12 protein-coding genes are annotated in these 14,747 nt (G+C 45.9%); 10 read left to right on the plus strand and 2 right to left on the minus strand.

Features of this window, described 5'->3' with window-relative positions; translation table 11 throughout:
- The first annotated feature begins 118 nt into the window (after window positions 1-118).
- On the plus strand, window positions 119-1,666 hold the full coding sequence (locus AB5026_RS12040; RefSeq protein ID WP_114002053.1) for a GH25 family lysozyme: 1,548 nt from the start codon (window positions 119-121) through the stop codon (window positions 1,664-1,666).
- Between the two features lie 43 nt (window positions 1,667-1,709).
- Here AB5026_RS12040 and AB5026_RS12045 read toward each other — a convergent pair whose 3' ends face one another.
- Both AB5026_RS12045 and AB5026_RS12050 read right to left on the minus strand, forming a co-directional pair.
- On the minus strand, window positions 1,710-2,048 hold the full coding sequence (locus tag AB5026_RS12045) for an EamA family transporter (protein ID WP_015527421.1): 339 nt from the start codon (window positions 2,046-2,048) through the stop codon (window positions 1,710-1,712).
- Entirely contained in the window at window positions 2,041-2,391 is a 351-nt protein-coding gene (locus tag AB5026_RS12050; RefSeq protein ID WP_015527420.1) for an EamA family transporter, read from the minus strand. Before AB5026_RS12050 ends, AB5026_RS12045 begins: the two co-directional genes overlap by 8 nt.
- A 168-nt stretch (window positions 2,392-2,559) precedes the next feature.
- Between AB5026_RS12050 and AB5026_RS12055 the strand changes: the two genes are divergently transcribed.
- The 9 genes from AB5026_RS12055 to AB5026_RS12095 form a co-directional block, all read left to right on the plus strand.
- Window positions 2,560-3,492, plus strand: coding sequence for a glycosyltransferase family 2 protein (locus tag AB5026_RS12055; RefSeq protein WP_015527419.1), 933 nt, complete (start codon window positions 2,560-2,562; stop codon window positions 3,490-3,492).
- Window positions 3,492-4,463: a hypothetical protein gene (locus tag AB5026_RS12060; protein WP_059086143.1), complete on the plus strand. Its 972-nt coding sequence runs from the start codon at window positions 3,492-3,494 to the stop codon at window positions 4,461-4,463. The genes AB5026_RS12055 and AB5026_RS12060 overlap by 1 nt, the downstream gene beginning before the upstream one ends.
- Window positions 4,460-5,752, plus strand: coding sequence for an acetyl-CoA carboxylase biotin carboxylase subunit family protein (locus AB5026_RS12065; protein ID WP_015527416.1), 1,293 nt, complete (start codon window positions 4,460-4,462; stop codon window positions 5,750-5,752). The genes AB5026_RS12060 and AB5026_RS12065 overlap by 4 nt, the downstream gene beginning before the upstream one ends.
- A gap of 88 nt (window positions 5,753-5,840) precedes the next feature.
- Window positions 5,841-6,971: a dTDP-4-amino-4,6-dideoxygalactose transaminase gene (gene rffA / locus AB5026_RS12070; protein ID WP_015527415.1), complete on the plus strand. Its 1,131-nt coding sequence runs from the start codon at window positions 5,841-5,843 to the stop codon at window positions 6,969-6,971.
- 18 nt (window positions 6,972-6,989) lie between these two features.
- Window positions 6,990-8,306: a D-alanyl-D-alanine carboxypeptidase family protein gene (locus AB5026_RS12075; protein ID WP_114002052.1), complete on the plus strand. Its 1,317-nt coding sequence runs from the start codon at window positions 6,990-6,992 to the stop codon at window positions 8,304-8,306.
- Window positions 8,307-8,333: 27 nt separating this feature from the next.
- Window positions 8,334-8,891 carry a dTDP-4-dehydrorhamnose 3,5-epimerase gene (gene rfbC / locus AB5026_RS12080; protein ID WP_015527414.1) on the plus strand — a complete coding sequence of 186 codons (558 nt, stop codon included), beginning with the start codon at window positions 8,334-8,336 and terminating at the stop codon, window positions 8,889-8,891.
- Between the two features lie 11 nt (window positions 8,892-8,902).
- Window positions 8,903-9,709: an ABC transporter permease gene (locus AB5026_RS12085; protein WP_015527413.1), complete on the plus strand. Its 807-nt coding sequence runs from the start codon at window positions 8,903-8,905 to the stop codon at window positions 9,707-9,709.
- A gap of 132 nt (window positions 9,710-9,841) precedes the next feature.
- The gene (locus AB5026_RS12090; protein ID WP_021651905.1) at window positions 9,842-11,164 is read left to right on the plus strand and encodes an ABC transporter ATP-binding protein; all 1,323 of its coding nucleotides are present in this window, start codon (window positions 9,842-9,844) and stop codon (window positions 11,162-11,164) included.
- Window positions 11,165-11,178: 14 nt separating this feature from the next.
- On the plus strand, window positions 11,179-14,747 hold a 3,569-nt coding region (locus AB5026_RS12095; protein WP_368213391.1), incomplete at its 3' end, for a glycosyltransferase.

Consider the following 14,747-nt stretch of genomic DNA (forward strand, 5'->3'; position numbering starts at 1 on the left):
TCAGCTGTATGAAGCTGACATCGGTCTTTTTCCATATATGGCTTTACTTTCCATTTTTTCATATGTATAATAAAAGTTATGCACAAATAAACAACATAATTTATGGAAGGAAACTAAAATGAAAAACTGGAAGAAATGGTTGGTGGCAGGCTGTATGGCAGCACTGCTGGGAATCGGAACAATGGGAACTACAGCGATGGCCATGGGCGGCGGAGGCGTAGACCGAAGCGAGGCAGTTGCTGAGGAAGAAAAGGTCCCCAGCGGGAAGGCAACACAGGATTCCAGGGCAAGCTCAAAGGCCTGGAAGAAGATCAACGGTGTCTGCTATAACGGAAGCGGCCAGAAGCTGGAAGGCGCTGTCACACGTGGAATCGATGTTTCTGAGTGGCAGGATACCATCAACTGGAGCCAGGTCAAAAAATCTAATGTAGATTTTGCCTTTGTCAGGATCTCCTATGGTCTGAACCATCTGGATAAGACATATGATTACAACATGAAACAGGCAGAGAAGGCAGGGGTTCCGACAGGAACCTATGTGTACAGCCTTGCACTGAACACACAGCAGGCACTGAAGGAAGCGCAGCTTGCCATCCGTAAAATGGATGGATATAAAGTATCCTATCCGGTGGTTTATGACATTGAATATGATCAGATGCGCAATCTTTCCGCATCACAGATCGCAGATCTGGCAAAGACCTTCTGCAATGAGGTAAAAAAAGCCGGATATCATCCAATGATCTACTGCAATACAGACTGGTATGACAACAAGCTTGACTGGAGCAAGATGACAGGTTATGATGTATGGCTTGCGCGGTATGGTGATACGATTCCGGCTCCTGACAAGAAAAAGTACAAATATACCATCTGGCAGTCCACCGATGGTGACGGTGGCGGATATCTGAATACCACCAAGGGTCTGGTTGCGGGAATCCCGTCTTATTCTACTGTAGATATTGACTTCGGTTATGTTGATTATACCAAGATCATCACATCCAGATGGCATGCACAGACCGGATACAAGGCATCCACCAGACCGGATACCAGCAACTATAAAGGAAAAACCGGCTGGGCAACAGAGAACGGAAAGAAATTTTATTATGTCAATGGTGTCAAAAAATACGGCTGGGTTCAGGTGAAAAATAAGAAATATTATATCCATAAGACCGTAGGAATGTGCCGTTCAAAGCTGATCAGGGATTCCAAGAATATTTCCAGATATGTAGACAAAAATGGAGTCCTTGTGAAAAATACTTGGATCACCTATAAGGAGAAAAAATATTATTTTGACAAAAACGGACATGCGTTAAAGGGCATGAAAAAGGTTGGAAAGGACTATTATTATTTTCAGGCCAAATACGGATACATGATGAGACATGTGCGGTACATGAACAGCAGGAATGATGTATATTATTTTGGCGGTGACGGCGTTATGGTCAAAAAGGTATTCTATACATGGAGCGGAAACAATGAAAGCCATACCTATTATTTTGGCTCCAATGGAAAGATGCAGAGAGGCTGGCTCAAACTGGACGGAAAGAGATATTATTTTGATCCGGAAACAGGAATCATGTACAAAAACTGTACTATTGAGAAAAACGGAAAGAGCTATACATTCGATGAAGATGGTGTATACACAACTGTATCCGCAGCAAATAAGAAAAAATAAAAAAATGCCGGCAGCGAACATAAAGCTGCCGGCATTTTTATGATCATAAGGTATAAACAAGGATTCCCAGGATGATGATCAGATTTCCGATGATCTTTCCGCGGGAAATCTTTTCTTTCAGGATCCGCCAGGAAAACAGCAGGACAAAAACATAGGCGGCAGTATCGATCACCGGTCCGAATTTCATATCCACTTTGGTGTAACACCAGGTATTCAGGAGTAACACTCCAAAAAAGATACCATAGGCCAGGATCACCCGCCAGTTCAGATATTCCCGGAGGGGATTTTTGTATTCCATATTGGCACTCTGCTTCAGAAGTACCTGGGAAATTGCCGAAAAAAAGGTTCCGGCCAGCATGATCAGCATAAATGTTCTATTCATATCTCTGCACCATCCAGACTCCGATCAGAACGATCAGGATGCCGATGATGTTCTGAAGCGAAAGATTTTCGTGAAAAATGATCACAGCCCATACCTGGGACCACAGAAGATAGACGCTTTTGTTGGCGTAGGCCGTGGAAAGGGAAAATTTTTTGATCACCTGCTGCCATGCAATGGCGTAGATTCCACAGTTTGCGATCATAAGAAAAAGAAATACATAGAGGAGAGGACTGTGAAGCCCTTCTTTATTGTAATAAACCGATGCAAGCTTGGAAAAAACGCTGGTAAGAGAAAACAGCAGGATATTCAGATGAAGCTGAATATAATCTTTGATTTTTGTCATGTTTCCTCCATATCATAAATGCGATTATCATAGACTGATAATCAATATATATCATCCAGCAGGTTTATGCAAGAAAATGTTTGAACAATGTAACGGTTTACAACAGGAAATGAAAATGATAAGATTAAACGATAAGTGTCAATTGATACAAAAGAGAGGAAAAACGATATGTGTTTATATTCAGTGGTTGTTCCTGTATACAATTCAGAACATACGCTGCAGGAACTGTACACCCGTCTGGAAAAAGTATTCCGGGAAACAATAAAAGAAGAATTTGAACTGATCCTTGTAGATGACGGGTCCAGGGACCGGTCTTTTGCGGTTATGCAAGAACTCCGGGAAAAAGATCCCCGTGTCAAGATCATCCAGATGGCAAGGAATTTCGGACAGCATCCTGCGCTTCTGTGCGGATTTGCCCATGCAAAGGGAGAGTTCATCGTAACTATGGATGATGACCTTCAGCATCAGCCTGAGGAGCTCCCCAAAATGATCAATGTAATGAAGGAACGTGACGATGTGGATGTGATCATTGCAAGCTATGAAGGACGTAAGCATAATCTGATCCGGAAGCTGGGCACAAAGCTGTCTGTATGGGCAACTTCCAAAATGCTCGGCAAGGATCCGAACCTTCAGATCACCAGTTATCGACTGATCCGCCGGTTTCTGGTGGAAGCCATGCTGAAGACCAATACATATCTTCCGCAGATCGGAAATCTTCTGGTTTTAAGCTCCAACCGTATCATCAATGTTCCGGTGCAGCATGCAGCACGTGCATATGGAAAGAGCGGATATTCTTTTCGCCGTCTTGTGAAGGATCTCATCTATGATATTACTGCCCATACGGCATTTCCGTTGCTTATGGTGCGAAACATCGGCATTGCCAGTTTTCTGGTAAGCTTTTTACTGGGGATCTATTATCTGGTGAGATATTTTCTGTGCGGGATCTCAGTGGAAGGCTGGACATCTCTGATGCTTGTGATGCTGGCATTTTTCGGACTGACATTGCTTTCAATCGGGATCATCGGTATTTATCTCATGAATATTCTCAATGAGGCCAAAAAGATGCCGCACTATGTGATCCGTCAGGAGGAGACAGACTGATGAAAAAAGAGATCGGCGGCTATCTGGAACTGGAAGAACCGGCGGGACAGGAATACTATCCGGATCTCTGCGGCGTGAATCTCGGAAGAACAGCGCTTTTGTGGCTGATGGAAGCACGCAGGTGCAAAAAGATCTACCTGCCATTTTTTCTCTGCGATTCCGTAACCGGTGCCTGTGAGAGGTCCGGGGCAGAAATCGAATTTTATCATATGGATGAAGGGTTGCATCCGGTTCTTGAGGAGAGAACTCTTCCGGAAGGAGAATATCTGTATCTGGTAAATTATTATGGCCAGCTTACCGATGATAAGATCCGGAAATATAAAAAAATCTATGGAAATATCATTGTGGATCATACGCATGCGTTTTTTCAGAAGCCGCTGCCGGGTGTGGACACTCTGTACTCCTGCAGAAAATTTCTCGGAGTCAGTGACGGAGCATATCTGTCTACCGATGCGGAACTGGAACCGGAAAAGAAGCCTCTGGACCATTCCATGGGAAGAATGGAGCATATTCTGGGACGTTATGAATATGATGCCGGAACCTTCTATCAGAAAATGCTGGATAATGCAGCAAATTATCATGAGATGGAGATCCGCCGAATGTCCCGTCTGACCGGAAACCTCCTCAGGACTATGGATTATTCCGGTATCAAAGCAAGAAGAGAACAGAACTACCGTCTGCTGTCGCAGCTTCTTCCTTCAAGGAATGCTTTTACAGGGGAGGTGCCGGAGGGACCGTTTGCCTATCCGTATTATCATAAGAACGGATTAGAGCTTCGACGTTGGCTGGCAGGCCGGAAGATTTTTGTGCCGACAAACTGGCGTAATATCCTGGAAGAATTTGACAGGGATACCATGGAATATGACTGGGCTGCCAATGTGCTGCCGCTTCCCTGTGACCAGAGATACGGGGCAGAAGAAATGCAGTATATCGCGGATTCCATAAGAGAATGGGAGGAAACGGAATCATGAAACACAGATTGCTGATACTGGGAACGTTGGGAGAATTTGAGCAGCTGGTGCAGAAGGCCCGCGAAAAAGGATACTACACCATTGTCTGCGACGGATATCCGGATGGTCCGGCAAGAAAATTTGCAGATGAGGCATTTCAGATCCCGGTAACAGATACGGAACGGATCGCCTGTCTCTGCCGAGAAAAAGAGATCGATGGGATCATCACATCCTTTTCCGACCTTCTTCTGGAATGTATGGTAAAGATCGCGGACCGGGCAGGAATCCCCTGTTATCTGAAACCGGAGCAGCTTCCCTGGTATCGTGATAAATCAGCGACCAGAGCACTGCTTACTGAACTGGGACTTCCCACTCCGGGCTTTCGAAAAATCCCGATCGCATATTTTAAAGACAGGTCCAAAAGAACTCAGCTGAAAGAGCTGCTTGAGGGACTTCGTTATCCGGTGGTCAGCAAGCCACTGGATAAATACGGCTCCCGCGGGATCTATATATCCGAAGATCTGGAGGAGCTGATAAACGGGGCAGAAAAAACAGCAGGATTTTCTGATATGCCGGAGATTTTGGTGGAAGAATATAACGATGGCTATGAATTCAATATGATGACCTGGGTGCGGCATGGAAAAGTCCATGTGATCAGTATTGCAGACCGTGAAAAGACATTTGTTGCCAAAGGGGAGATCCCCATCAGCACAAGAAATGTGTATCCTTCCAGATTATTGTCAAAAGTTGAAAAGCCTGCCACAGAACTTCTTCAGGCATATGCGGACAGAACCGGTCAGAAAGACGGAGCCCTTTCCATGCAGTTTTTCTGGAAGCCGGGAGAAGGTATCCAGGTCTGCGAGATCGCCGCACGATTTTTCGGATATGAGCATGAATTGACCGATATGGTCTATGGCTTTAATATGGAAGAGCTTCTTCTTGCATCTCTCTATGATCCGGATAAGCTGGAAAAAATGCTGGCAGAACACGATGTTCATAAACCACAGTGCTGTGGAGCTGTCATTTATTTTCAGGGAAGGCTTCTTACCATCGAAGATCAGTCTGCGGCAGTCCGGCTGGGAGAGAAAGAACAGGTGGAAAAGCCCTGGATCTTTTATCAGGAAGGAGAGAAGGTCATTGAGCATGGCCCTAATCCGTATCTGGCATTATATTATGTAAAAACAGAGAATCGTAAGGAAATGGATCTTCTCACAGAAGAGTTTTATGAGGAAATGCATATTCTGGATCCCAACGGCCAGGAGGTGGCATACCATAATCAGATCCCGGATTATGCACCGGCAGAAAAATAGGCATTGAATTTACAACATGAGTGTGAGAAAATGGAATGTGCAGTTAATGTAGAAAAACCATGAAGAATAAGAAATAAAGAGGAAATACATGATTGATTTTAACAGACCTGCGTTTACAGGTAAGGAATTTGAGTACATCCGTGACGCAGTAGAACGGGGAATGCTCTGCGGCGACGGGATCTACACGAAGAAATGTTCTGCATGGATGGAAGAGCGCTTTCATGTGGGTCATGTGATGCTGACAACATCCTGTACCCATGCACTGGAGATGGCTGCTTTTCTGGCAGATATCCAGCCTGGCGATGAGGTGATCATGCCGTCTTATACTTTTGTATCAACGGCAGATGCCTTTGTGCTTCGCGGTGCAAGAATCGTATTTGTGGATATCCGGCCGGATACCATGAATATTGACGAGAAGCTGATCGAACAGGCGATCACAGATAAGACCCGCGCGATCGTTCCGGTCCATTATGCAGGAGTAGCCTGCGAGATGGACACGATCATGGAGATTGCCGGAAGACATGATCTGAAGGTAGTGGAAGACGCGGCCCAGGGTGTGGATGCCTACTATAAGGGAAAAGCCCTTGGTACCATTGGAGATTTTGGCTGCTACAGCTTCCATGAAACTAAGAACTATACCATGGGAGAGGGCGGTGCGATCCTGTTCAACGGGGATCAGTACCTGGAGAAGGCAGAAATCCTGAGAGAAAAAGGAACGGACCGCAGTAAGTTTTTCCGTGGTCAGGTAGATAAATACCGCTGGATGGATTATGGATCATCCTATCTTCCGAGCGAATTGAATGCGGCATATCTTTATGCCCAGCTGGAGCAGCATAAGAAGATCAGCGATAAGCGGATGCAGATCTATGATTTTTACAATGAGAACCTCAGGTTTCTGGCGGAGGAAGGAAAGATCCAGCAGCCTTATGTACCGGAAGAATGCACACATAATGCACATATGTACTACATTAAGGTACATGATATCCAGGTACGCACAAGGCTTCTGAAATATCTCCGCGAAAAGGATATCTGCAGTGTGTTCCATTATGTACCCCTTCATTCCGCACCGGCAGGAAAAAAATTCGGAAGATTTTCCGGAGAAGATGTTTATACTACAAAAGAAAGCGAGCGTCTTATGCGACTGCCCATGTTCTATAATCTGGATATGGAGGATGCGAAGAGAGTTGTGGATGCGATTGCTTCCTTTGACGGGTTTTGACAGAAGAAGGGGAGAGCTATGAAAAAAACAAAAAAATTACTGGCAGTTTTCGCAGCAGTCGGTGTGGCGCTGATGCTGCCGTTACAGACCATGGCTGCAGTGGATCTGAATGCGAAATATGATATCAGCACCAACCAGATCCAGGGATGGCCGGCAGGACCGGATATTACCTCAGATACCGGTATCCTGATGGATGCAGACACAGGAGTTGTTCTTTATAACAAGGGCGGAGATGAACAGAGATATCCGGCCAGCATTACCAAGATCATGACCTTGCTGGTGGCAGTGGAGAACTCCACCATGGATGAGAAGGTGACCTTTACAGAGACCGGGGTGCGTAATGTTACGGCAGATTCCAGTAATATCGGCACAAAGGTGGGCGAAGTCCTGACTATGGAGGATTGTCTTCATGCTCTGATCATCCAGTCTGCCAATGACGTTGCGGCACAGATCGCAGAGCATATCGGCGGGACAGAGCAGGTATTTATCGATATGATGAACCAGCGCGCCAGTGAGATCGGATGTACCAATACACATTTTGCAAATTCCAGCGGACTTCCGGATGATAATCATTATTCTTCAGCACGGGATATGGCGCTGATCTTCCGAGAAGGCCTGAAAAATGAAACATTCCGTACGGTTGTGGGCACACCGGACTATATCATCCAGCCTACAAATATGAACAGCCAGCAGAGAATCCTGCATACCCATCATCCTATGTTTGCACCGGAAAGCGGATTTTACTATGAAGGCTGCATTGGTGGAAAAACCGGAACTACCGTTGCGGCAGGGCATACACTTGTCACAGGAGTGACCAGAGATAATACCACATATATTGCAGTGACTATGCGTGGAACAGAGCTTTCCAATTCCTGTATGGACAGTACAGCTATGTTTAATTACGCATTTGAGAATTTCACAAAAACAGAAGTAAATGGCGGCTATGTATTCCTTCCAAAAGGGGTGGAGCTGAATTCCCTTACCGAGAAGTCAGAGAATACCAATGGGAAAACAGAAACCGGTTACTATTTCGGAGATTATCTGATCGGTACCGCAAGTGTTGCACAGGCAACTGATACACCGGTACCGGAACCGACCGCGGCGGCAGAAGACAGCCAGGAAGCGGACAGCTCCGAAGTGGAAGCTTCCACAGAATCAGCAGAGGAAGATAACAGCAAAACAACAGAGAAGAGTACAGCCGGAGAGAGTACCAGCGAAAAAAAGAGCATTCCTGCCCTGCGTAAGATCCTTCTTATGATCATGGCAGCGATGATCCTGATCCTGATCGCCCTTCTTGCGGCTCTCAGAATAAAAGAAAAGAAACATCACAAATAAATCAAAACAGAAAAGGAGAAAGAAAAAATGGGAAAAATAAAAGTAACACAGTGCGGAGATATTGAAGGACTGAAAGTGATCGAGCCAACTGTATTTGGTGATTCCAGAGGATATTTTATGGAAACATACAATTATAACGATTTCAAGGAAGCAGGCATTGATGTGGAATTCGTTCAGGACAATCAGTCCAGCTCCCGTTACGGTGTTCTCCGCGGACTTCATTTCCAGATCAGCTATCCCCAGGATAAACTGGTACGTGTGGTAAACGGAGAAGTGTTTGATGTTGCGGTTGACCTTCGTGAAGGCTCCAAGACCTTTGGAAAATGGTATGGTGTAGTCCTTTCCGCAGAAAACAAGAAACAGTTCTTTATTCCTAAGGGATTTGCTCATGGTTTCCTAGTACTTTCCGAGAATGCAGAGTTCACCTACAAGTGCTCTGATTTCTATCATCCAAACGATGAGGGCGGACTGATCTGGAATGACAAGGACATTAACGTTGAGTGGCCGATCCCGGAAGGCATGGAGCTTATTTTCTCCGACAAGGACCAGAAGTGGGGAAGCTTCGAGGAATATAAGAATCGATAAGGAATTGCAGAATGAAGAAAATATTAGCTTTGCCGGCGGAGCTGTACCAGAATCGAAAGCTGGTTTTAAGCCTTGCAAAAAATGATTTCAAAACAAAATATGCAGGATCCTATCTTGGTATTGTCTGGGCATTTATCCAGCCTATCGTAACGATCCTGGTCTACTGGTTTGTATTTTCCGTAGGACTGAAGGCCGGAACGGTATCGGATTACCCTTTTGTACTCTATCTGGTATCCGGTATCGTGCCGTGGTTTTTCTTCCAGGATGCATTAAACGGTGGAACCAATGCCCTGATCGAATACAATTATCTTGTGAAGAAGGTTGTATTCAAGATCAGCATCCTTCCCATCGTAAAGATCATCTCCGCACTTTTCGTGCATGTTTTCTTTGTGGCCTTTGCACTGATCTTATGTGCATGCTACGGATATACACCAAGCCTTTATACACTGCAGATCATTTATTACTCTGTCTGCACCTTCCTTTTTGTACTGGGACTCGTGTATGCTACAAGTGCGATCGTCATTTTTTTCCGTGATCTGACCCAGATCATCAGTATTTTTCTTCAGGTGGGTGTATGGCTTACACCGATCATGTGGGATATCAATATGCTTTCTTCACATCCATGGCTGATCAAGCTGTTTAAGCTGAATCCGATGTACTATGTAGTTACGGGCTACCGTGATTCCATGCTTGGTCATATCGGGATCTGGAACCATGCTTCATGGACGATCTATTTCTGGGTAGTTACGATCCTGCTTTTCGGACTGGGATCTGTGATATTCAAACGTCTGAAGCCGCATTTTGCAGATGTGCTTTAATTGAATGCGGATGGCGGATATCCGCCAGATCCGGACCGGATAGTTCCCATGGGGGATTTGCTCTGTAAGGATAAAAAGCAGAACGGCGGCAGATTGTGAGAGTGAACGATTTACACAAAAGTGAGGTTGAAAATGGCAGAAGATATTGCGATTTCAGTAAATGATGTCAGTAAGATGTACAAGCTTTACGATAATCCTATGGATCGTCTTAAGGAGTCCCTGGGATTATCCAGAAAAAAGAAATATAAAGAGCATTATGCGCTCAACCATGTATCCTTTCAGGTGCATAAGGGAGAAACAGTGGGAATTATCGGAACAAATGGTTCCGGTAAATCCACGATCCTGAAGATCATCACCGGCGTACTTTCGCCTACGGCCGGAGAAATAGCCGTAAACGGAAGGATCTCAGCGCTTCTGGAGCTGGGAGCCGGATTTAACGGAGAATATTCCGGACTTGAAAATGTATATCTCAACGGAAGCATGATCGGTTTTTCCAGGGAAGAGATCGATGCCAAGCTGCAGTCTATTCTGGATTTTGCAGATATCGGTGATTTTATCTATCAGCCGGTAAAAACATACTCCAGTGGTATGTTCGTGCGTCTGGCTTTTGCGGTAGCTATCAATATCGATCCGGAGATCCTGATCGTTGATGAGGCTCTTTCCGTAGGAGATGTATTTTTTCAGGCAAAATGTTACCGGAAGTTCGAAGAGTTTAAGGAAATGGGGAAGACCATTCTGTTTGTAAGCCATGACCTGAGCAGCATCGGAAAATACTGTGACCGTGTTGTGCTTTTAAACAAAGGTGAGAAGCTTGCAGAGGGTGGTGCCAAGGAGATGGTCAATCTTTACCGTCGTGTGCTGGTCAATCAGTATGACGATGCAGATCTGGAAGAAAACACAGACGATGCAGAAGAGGGACAGACGACGGAGAACCAGGCAGCCGGAGCAGACGTTTCACTGAAAGCACATACCGGAAGCGGTAAAGCTATGAAGGACAGCCTGAACCTGAATCCCAAGGTCCTGGAATACGGCAGTAAGCTTGGCGAGATCGTGGATTTTGCCATCCGGGATGATACAGGTATGATCACCAATGTGATCGAAAAAGGCAAGGAATTTTCCGTTCAGATGAAAGTGAAGTTCCAGGCAGATGTCAGCGATCCGATCTTTGCATTTACCCTGAAAGATCTGAAAGGCACCGAGATCACAGGAACCAATACCATGTATGAACATACGCCTCTGAAACCGCAGAAGGCAGGCGATGTCCGTGAGATCACCTTCAAACAGGTGATGCCTCTGGAGGCAGGGGAATATATGCTGTGTCTGGGCTGCACCGGATATAAAGACGGCGATTTTACCGTATTTCATCGTCTTTACGATGTGTGTAACCTGACCGTGATCACAGATAAGAAAGCAGTGGGATATTTTGATCTGTTTTCCAAAGTATCTGTGAAATAAGTGGAGGAACGACTATGGCGGAGTTGAATTTAGATTATTATACGGCAAAGGATCATTATTCCGATGGGGATATCGAGGAAACACTTCTGAAAATGGCACAGGAAGGCAAATCTTTTGAAGACCTGCCGGAGGAAGAGGTGAGTTTTCCAATGGTCTACCATTTTTCAGGGCTGCGGGAGAATATCTTAAGCTGGTATCCTCTGAAAAAGGCAGATTCCGTTCTGGAAATCGGAGCCGGATGCGGAGCCATTACCGGAATGCTTTGCCGCAAGGCCGGTCATGTGACTTCCGTGGAGCTTTCCAAACGTCGGGCAGATATCAATTATGCGAGAAACAGGGATAAGGAAAATCTGACGCTCATGGTTGGAAACCTGAATGACATGACTTTTCCGGAAAAATTCGACTATGTGGTAGTAAACGGTGTGCTGGAGTATGCCATGAGCTTTACCGAGGGAAAAACTCCTTACGAGACATTTCTTCAGCGTATGGGCGCTTATCTGAAGCCTGAGGGAAGACTTCTGATCGCCATTGAGAACAGACTGGGATTGAAGTACTTTGCCGGAGCACCGGAGGATCACACAGATCTTCACTTTTTCGGGATCAATGGATATCCGGGAAATCAGTCTGTGCGCACCTTTTCCAAGAATGAACTGGGAGAGCTGCTGGAAAACAGCGGCTTTCCTTTTCTGCGCTTTTACTACCCGTATCCGGATTATAAATTTCCGACAGAGATTTTTACAGATGAGAGTCTTTATACCAATTCCTACGGAAGAAGCTATCCTGTATACACAGATAAGACAGCAGATCTTTTTGCAGAAAGTGAAGGCGTAAAGGCCTTCGAAAAAGAGAAGATCCTGGACAGCTTTGTGAATTCTTTTCTTGTGGAGGCAGGACGTACCGAAAACCGGGACCCGGAGGAAATCCTTTATGTGAAGCTGAACCAGGAGCGAAAAGAAAAGTTCCGTCTTCTGACCAGGATCGTCCGGGAGAACGGAGAGGTCCGTGCGGAAAAAGAGGCTATGGTGCCCCAGGCTGAGGAATTTGTGGAAAAACTGGAAAAAACCGGAACAGAGAGTACTGGATCCGATAAATACAAGAATCTTCCCTGCAGGGCAGAAAACGGAAAGATCTCTTATCCGCTCCTTACTGGAAAAACTCTTCACCAGGAAATCGCAGAGCTTGCCCAGAAAGAAGATCTTGAAGAGATCAAGGCCCTTCTTAAAAAATTCTATCAGGAATTTTTCGGGGCTCGTCAGGTTGTGGATTACAGGACCGGAGAGTTCCGCGAGGTATTTGGTGATCATCCGGGAAGAGAGGATTACGAATGTGTCTGCCCGGCCAATGTGGACCTGATCTGCAGCAACATCTTTATGGGAGAAAAGGAAAATCAGATCATAGATTATGAGTGGATGTTTGATTTCCCTGTGCCTGTGAATTTTATCATGTGGCGCCTGATCCATGAACTGTATACACATGTTTCTGAGCTGCCGCGGTTATGTCATGAGGATGAGATGATGGCGGAGTTTGACATCAGCTATACAGACTATGAGATATTTATGGATTGGACCATGCATTTCGTCTATGAGTATGTGGGCTGTGGTTCTCTGATCCCGTTTGAACAGAAAAAAGTGCCGGTTTCCGTAACAGAGCTGGTGAACAGAGAAAGAGAAAAGCACCAGATGCACAGCAAGATATACTATGATCTTGGTGAGGGATTCTGTGAAGAGCATACACTTTATGCAGAGGGAAAACTTTCCGGAAACCGTTTCCGGGTAGAGTTTGCGCTTTCCGGTATCAAAGGAATACGAAATCTCCGCTGGAATCCCGCAAACGGTCATTTCCTGAAAGTGAGGATAGAGCGTCTGGATTGTGGATGCAGCGCGGAGCTTGTGCCTCAGGGTGTCCATATGAAAGTGGATAACAGTACCACTGCGTTTTTTACCACCGATGGCTTTTATCTTATCGATGTTACACACCCGGAAAATGTGGACAGGATTGTAATAGAGGGAAAACTTGACTGCCTTGAGCTTCCGGATGTGGAAAAGCTTCTGGCCTTTGAAAAAGAGCGGGAAGTACGAAGAGAACAGGAGCGTGTCAGAAAAGAGGCTGAACGTGCCGCAAAGCAGGCTGTAGAGGAAGCAGCACGTGCGCAGGAAGAGGCCCTTCGTCATCCAGGCAAAAAAGCGCAGGTAAAGAGACTGGTCAAAAAGGTTCTTCGTTATCATACAGAGCCGGCAGCAGTGATGGGAGTGGAGACAACTCCTACCTGTATGGGCAGTGTTGATTTCTTTCATTATGAGAATGGCACCTTAAATGCCATTGGCTGGGCCTTTGATCCGACGTTTGCGTCTATGGGACAGCCAAGGATCGCATTTTATCAGGGAACACAGAAGCTTCAGGAGGCTTCCTGTACTACGATCTACCGTACGGATGTGGCTAATGCCATTGGAAATCCGGATGCGGAAAGTGCCGGATTTTCTTTCCTGGCAACGGTTCTTGCGCCGGCAGAGACTTCTGTTTTCCTGGAATACGGAACCGCAGCGGATACCGGAAGATTCCTTATCGGAAAGATCCCGGGAACCAGGGATCAGAAAGAACTTCTGGTATACGCGATCGAAGATCCGAAGAGTATCGGAAATCTCCGCCATTTCAAACAGCGTCATGTACGTAGCACGAGAAAGGCATATCCACAGGCAGTCTATCAGCAGAAGGTGGATGTGATCGTGCCGGTTTACAACGGATTGGAGTATTTTGATGCCTTGTTTTCCGGAATTGAAAAGACAAAGGTTCCTTATCGTCTGATCATCGTAAATGATAAGAGCCCGGATCCTGAGGCAGGAAACTATCTGGAAAAATATGCCGCAGAGCATGACAATGTGGTACTTCTTAATAATGAGACCAATATGGGCTTTCTTCCGTCTGTAAACCGTGGATTAAAGATGGCGGAAAATCATGTGGCTCTTGTAAATACAGATGTGGAGGTTCCGGAAGAGTGGCTGGAGCGCCTGATGCTTCCGATCTTTGCAAAGGAAAACATTGCAACCACTACACCGTTTACCACCTGCGGAACCATCTGCAGCTTCCCGGATTTCTGCCGGGATAACAAACTGTTTGAGGGAATGCCGCTGTGGGAGATCGATGATGAATTCCGCATGATCCGTCCGCAGTATCCGGCTATGCCTACCGGTGTGGGCTTCTGCATGGGTATGAACCTGAAAGCAATCCAGGAGGTTGGCCTTCTGGATGAGGAGAATTTCGGAAAAGGCTACGGTGAGGAGAATGACTGGTGCCAGCGTGCCATAGCTGCAGGCTATGAGAACGTGCATGTGGATAACCTGTTTGTATATCACAAGCATGGTGGAAGCTTCCCGTCTGAGGAAAAGCAGAGACTCCTGAAAGAGCACAGTGAGGCGCTGCTCCGCAAGCATCCGGATTACAACAAGGATACTGCGGATTACTGCAGAAGAGACCCGCTTCGTCCGGTAAGACTCTACGTGGAAATGAAGCTTCTCAACAGGAAGCTGGATGTGCCTACTATTGTGGCCTTTGACCATGATCTTGGCGGCGGTGCAACGGCTTATCT

Source organism: Blautia sp. RTP21359st1_E11_RTP21359_211015, from assembly GCF_040910705.1.
In the GTDB taxonomy this organism is placed as follows: Bacteria; Bacillota; Clostridia; order Lachnospirales; family Lachnospiraceae; genus Blautia_A; species Blautia_A fusiformis.

Bases quoted from the DNA above. Each gene is read 5' to 3' on its own strand.
- AB5026_RS12040 (WP_114002053.1), top strand. From the start codon at position 119: ATGAAAAACTGGAAGAAATGGTTGGTGGCAGGCTGTATGGCAGCACTG.
- AB5026_RS12045 (WP_015527421.1), bottom strand. From the start codon at position 2,048: ATGAATAGAACATTTATGCTGATCATGCTGGCCGGAACCTTTTTTTCG.
- AB5026_RS12050 (WP_015527420.1), bottom strand. From the start codon at position 2,391: ATGACAAAAATCAAAGATTATATTCAGCTTCATCTGAATATCCTGCTG.
- AB5026_RS12055 (WP_015527419.1), top strand. From the start codon at position 2,560: ATGTGTTTATATTCAGTGGTTGTTCCTGTATACAATTCAGAACATACG.
- AB5026_RS12060 (WP_059086143.1), top strand. From the start codon at position 3,492: ATGAAAAAAGAGATCGGCGGCTATCTGGAACTGGAAGAACCGGCGGGA.
- AB5026_RS12065 (WP_015527416.1), top strand. From the start codon at position 4,460: ATGAAACACAGATTGCTGATACTGGGAACGTTGGGAGAATTTGAGCAG.
- rffA (WP_015527415.1), top strand. From the start codon at position 5,841: ATGATTGATTTTAACAGACCTGCGTTTACAGGTAAGGAATTTGAGTAC.
- AB5026_RS12075 (WP_114002052.1), top strand. From the start codon at position 6,990: ATGAAAAAAACAAAAAAATTACTGGCAGTTTTCGCAGCAGTCGGTGTG.
- rfbC (WP_015527414.1), top strand. From the start codon at position 8,334: ATGGGAAAAATAAAAGTAACACAGTGCGGAGATATTGAAGGACTGAAA.
- AB5026_RS12085 (WP_015527413.1), top strand. From the start codon at position 8,903: ATGAAGAAAATATTAGCTTTGCCGGCGGAGCTGTACCAGAATCGAAAG.
- AB5026_RS12090 (WP_021651905.1), top strand. From the start codon at position 9,842: ATGGCAGAAGATATTGCGATTTCAGTAAATGATGTCAGTAAGATGTAC.